Annotated in this window: 7 protein-coding genes; 1 reads left to right on the forward strand and 6 read right to left on the reverse strand. The window is 63.5% G+C overall.

Annotated features, from left to right (window positions below):
- Positions 1-206 precede the first annotated feature (206 nt).
- The gene (locus GGD89_RS19225) at positions 207-527 is read left to right on the forward strand and encodes a hypothetical protein (protein WP_184049035.1); all 321 of its coding nucleotides are present in this window, start codon (positions 207-209) and stop codon (positions 525-527) included.
- Positions 528-550: 23 nt separating this feature from the next.
- Here GGD89_RS19225 and GGD89_RS19230 read toward each other — a convergent pair whose 3' ends face one another.
- The 6 genes from GGD89_RS19230 to GGD89_RS19255 all read right to left on the reverse strand — a co-directional run bounded on the left by GGD89_RS19230 (position 551) and on the right by GGD89_RS19255 (position 4,007).
- Positions 551-907: a DUF2958 domain-containing protein gene (locus GGD89_RS19230; RefSeq protein WP_184049038.1), complete on the reverse strand. Its 357-nt coding sequence runs from the start codon at positions 905-907 to the stop codon at positions 551-553.
- A gap of 115 nt (positions 908-1,022) precedes the next feature.
- The gene (locus tag GGD89_RS19235) at positions 1,023-2,072 is read right to left on the reverse strand and encodes a Fic family protein (RefSeq protein WP_184049041.1); all 1,050 of its coding nucleotides are present in this window, start codon (positions 2,070-2,072) and stop codon (positions 1,023-1,025) included.
- Positions 2,073-2,147: 75 nt separating this feature from the next.
- Positions 2,148-2,453, reverse strand: coding sequence for a HigA family addiction module antitoxin (locus tag GGD89_RS19240; protein ID WP_184049044.1), 306 nt, complete (start codon positions 2,451-2,453; stop codon positions 2,148-2,150).
- A gap of 6 nt (positions 2,454-2,459) precedes the next feature.
- Complete coding sequence (locus GGD89_RS19245) at positions 2,460-2,804, reverse strand: helix-turn-helix domain-containing protein (RefSeq protein WP_184049047.1); 345 nt, start codon at positions 2,802-2,804, stop codon at positions 2,460-2,462.
- A 2-nt stretch (positions 2,805-2,806) separates the two neighbouring features.
- On the reverse strand, positions 2,807-3,160 hold the full coding sequence (locus GGD89_RS19250; RefSeq protein WP_246423233.1) for a type II toxin-antitoxin system RelE/ParE family toxin: 354 nt from the start codon (positions 3,158-3,160) through the stop codon (positions 2,807-2,809).
- Positions 3,161-3,287: 127 nt separating this feature from the next.
- Positions 3,288-4,007, reverse strand: a complete 720-nt coding sequence (locus GGD89_RS19255) for a zincin-like metallopeptidase domain-containing protein (protein ID WP_184049053.1) — start codon at positions 4,005-4,007, stop codon at positions 3,288-3,290.
- Between the last annotated feature and the right edge of the window lie 68 nt (positions 4,008-4,075).

The raw sequence follows: 4,075 nt of genomic DNA on the forward strand, positions 1-4,075 counted from the left end.
CGCAGCCTTTCGATCCCTCCTGGGAATCGTCACCACCAAAGGCCCCATCACCTACGATATGTTGATCGCACCGGAAGCAAAGGGATAAGCCTTTTCCGCTGATCTCCGCATTCTTGGACGGGTGGCTCCAGCTTCTCACGAATGCAGGCCTTCGCTCTACCGCTAGATTCACCTTCGATGCGTTCTGGGAGGCAAATGAAGCACGTATGGCAGTGGACATTCTGCTCAATCCTAAATCGCAGGCTCGCTTCGAGTTCCGGACGCTTGAGATTGAAGAACCATCGTCGCCGCCCGAAGGGCTGTATTTCAACAGCACGTCATTTGCCGACACCAGCATAACCTTCAGCGCGAAGGTCTTCTTCGAACAGACCGATGATTCGGAATGGCAGTATCGGTCAAACCGTTTCGAAGCTCTCGATGTTCGACCTAAGGTCGAAGACCTTGAAGAATACGGAATGGGCCAGGCGACCGCCTGCGATCTTAAGCTCCTCATCGACCCTCGGAACATGACATTTGCGCCTCTGTGATATTGGTGCTCATGGTCGCCCCCTTACGCTGCGATGTGGCCGGCGGCGGCCGCGTCGGCGGCGTAGCGGCTGATGGGCTTGGTGGCCTTGAAGTGCCGGTCGACCTCGACCGGGAGGCCGAGCCGCCCGCGCACGCTGGCCAGTTCCGCGAGGGAAACGTATCCCAGTTCCGGAAAACCGAGCCCCAGATCGCACAGGCCGAACGCCAGATCCGGCGCGGCCGGATCGGCCTCGGTCAGCAGCCAGGTGCAGCCCGCGTCCGGGGTGAACAGCTTCACGACGGGGTGGACGTCGATTTCGTCCTCGGTGCCGCGCACCGGGTCCTGACGGCGGCCGTTGGCCAGCAGGCGGTCGTGGATGGATTTCGGCAGAAAGGTCATGGGTCGTCTCCTTGGTTGGTGTTGTGACGGAGCGGAGAAGGACCCTCCCTCTCCTTTCGACTCCGTCACAAAACCGAAGACGTCCTCTTCCTCTACAACCGCGCGGGGGTGACCTTCACGGGAGGCCGTACCAGGTCGAGCGGCCCGCGCCGTGGCGCACGAGAAGTCCCTTGGCGACGAGGGAGGCGAAGGTGGCCTTCGTCGTGTTGGGGCTGGCGCCGTGTTGGCGGACCATGTCGCGCGTCGTGACGCGGCCGTGATCGCGCGCGTAGTCGAGAATGCGGATGGCGATATCCGTCAGGTCGGTCTGGGCGCGGCGTTCGCGCTCGACCTTGGCCTCCAGCCGCCGCTTTTGCTGCTGGAGCGCGCGCAGGAAGAACACCAGCCAGGGCTGCCAGTCCGGGGATTCGGCCTCGATGGTGCCCTGGGTCTGACGCAGGGCCATATAGTAGCCCTCCTTGTTCTGCTCGATCACGCTCTCCAGAGACGAATACGGCACGTAGGCATAACCCGCCTGCAACAGCAGAAGCGTCGTGAGCGCTCGGCTCAGCCGTCCGTTGCCGTCCTGAAAGGGATGGATGGCCAGGAAGACGACGACGAACACGGCGACGATCAGCAGCGGATGGAGCCGACCCACCTCTCGGGCCTCGGCCAGCCAGGCCACCAGAGCTTCCATCTTGCGCGGCGTGTCGAAAGGCGTCGCCGTCTCGAACACGACGCCGATCATCGTGCCGTCCGCATCGAAGGCGCCGACATCATTGCGCAAGGTCTTGTAAGCACCCCGATGCCGTTCGTCCTTGGCGCTGTGCTTCAGAAGATCGCGGTGAAGCTGTTTGATGTGGTTCTCGGTGACCGGAATGTCCGCCCAGGCATGGATGATGGTGTCCATGACCTCGGCATATCCGGCGACTTCCTGTTCGTCGCGGCTGTCCAGCCGGGTAATCCGCAGGTCGGACAACAGGCGTTCGACCTCGCGGTCGGTCAACCGGCTGCCCTCGATCCGGGTGGATGACCCGATACTTTCGATGGTCGCCACGTGCCGCAAGGCGTTCAGCCGGTCCGGGGCCAGCGTGCCAAGCGCGCGCCAAGCGCCCTTGAACTCGTCGATTTCCGCGATGAGGGAGAGGATATCCGGCGTGATCTGTATCGAGTCCGTGTTGACCATACCGGCAAATATACCGGATTATGCCGGATTAAGCAACCGGATTGCCGACCGGATTATACCGGATGAGCCGTGCGGTCAGGCGGAGACGTAAGGGTTGACGTCGATGGTGTCGGCGCGGTTGCGCATGGTGAAGACGTCGAACTGGACCTGCATCGGCAACAGCAGCTCCATCGAAACGCTGAAGGCCTTCTCGATGCGCAGGGCCAACTCGGGGGACAGGGCCGCCTTCTCGTTGACGAGATCGGACAGGGTCGCGCGACGCACGCCCAGGATTTCTGCGGCCCGGGACACGGACAGACCCAGTTCGGCGAGGATTTCCTCGCGGATGAATTCGCCAGGATGGACGGGCCTCATGCCGATCTTTTCAATCCGCTCGGTCATGGGCGGTCACGCACCGTTGGGGTGGGCGTGGCTGCCCGATGCATCTGAAAAGCCGTCCAGCGACACCGGCGGACGCCCCGGAAACTCCACGGTCAGCTTCAGCGAGCCGCCCATGGCCTCGACGTAGCTGCGCAGGGTGGAGAGCATCAGGTCGCTGCGCTTTTCGAGCTGGGCCACCGTGGCCTGGCGGATCCCCAGCATCTCCGCCATCTGCGCCTGCGTCAGATCCTGGGCCTTGCGCAACTCTTTCAGCGTCTGATAGGCCGCATGCAGCCGGTCGGCCTCGGCCTCGATCCTGGCCCGGCGCTCCGGCGGCAATTCCGCCATCTTGTCTCTCAGTGTCTTGGCCATCATCATCCTCCTTTCCGCTGGCTCACGTGCCGGTCGAACCGCTCGTCGGCCTTGGCCACGAGCGTCTTGTAGAACCGCTTCTGACTGCCGCCCGATTTGTCGCCGGCCGCCAGCAGGATGGCATTGCGTTCGGGATCGAAGGCGAAGGCCACGCGCCAGACGCCATGGGCCGCCGTGCACCGCAGTTCCTTCATGTTGGCGTGCCGCGACCCGTTCAGGGTATCGACATACGGGCGGCCAAGCTGCGGGCCTTCGCGCTCCAACACCGCGACGCGCGCGAGGATGGCGTCCTGGACATCCTCGTCAAACGCATCGAATTCGGGCTCGAAGGCCTCGTCAAACAGCACATCCCACATCATTTAAATATAGCACAGGACCTATATAGGCTTCAAGCTATATTTACACGCCGCATATCACGGCATCAGCGCCGCGCCCGGGATGGGACGCGGCGCCGCTATGTCGAGCCGTGAGGGATTGAGGCGCTTATTCGGCGGCCTTGCTGGTCCGCGGGATGGGGTCCACCTCGGCGCGTGGCTGGAGGCCATGCAGGTAGTCGGCGGCGCGCTGGGCGTGAGCGGCGGCGGAGAAGATGGCCCTCTTGTCCGTCTTGAGCACCGAGACCCAGTGGTCGATGTACGGGGCGTGATCCTCGCGGACGCGTAGCGTCAGGTCGAGGTCGGCGCACAGGAACGCCGCGCCGAGTTCGGCCACGAGTTCCTCGCGGGCGTAGCCTTCGTCGCCGAACGTCTTGCGGCCGAAGTCCCGGGCCAGCCGGTCCGGGTGGCGCGTCGAATGCGTGGCCTCGTGCCCGAGGGTACTGTAAAAGCTGTCGGCGTCGCGGAAGGCCTCGATCGGCGGGATGCGGATGCGGTCCAGGGCCACGTTGTAGCTGGCCTCGGTCCCGCCGGTGACGATCCGCACACCGATGTTGGCGAAGAAGTCCTCGGCGTGGGCGATGCGCCGCGGGCCGTCGGCACGGGGTTCGGGCCTGGTATAGTAATGGTCCGGCAAGTTCTCGATCTGCTCGCAGTTGAACACCGTGTAGGCCTTCATGAAGGGGATGTGCTGCTCGACCGTCTCGCCGTCGTCAGTCTCATCGGTGCGGGTGATCGTGTTGGCGTAGACGACCGGCGAGCCCTTCTCGCCCTTGCGCACGTGCGCGCCCAGTTCCTTGGCTGATTGAGCAACCTGAAGGATGGAAATTCGGCCTGAGGTCCCTCAGTCATCCCGGTTTTCCATGTTGATGTAGACGCGGTCGGTGGTGGCCCAGT

Origin of the sequence: Roseospira visakhapatnamensis (assembly GCF_014197915.1) — a bacterium.
Lineage (GTDB): Bacteria > Pseudomonadota > Alphaproteobacteria > Rhodospirillales > Rhodospirillaceae > Rhodospira > Rhodospira visakhapatnamensis.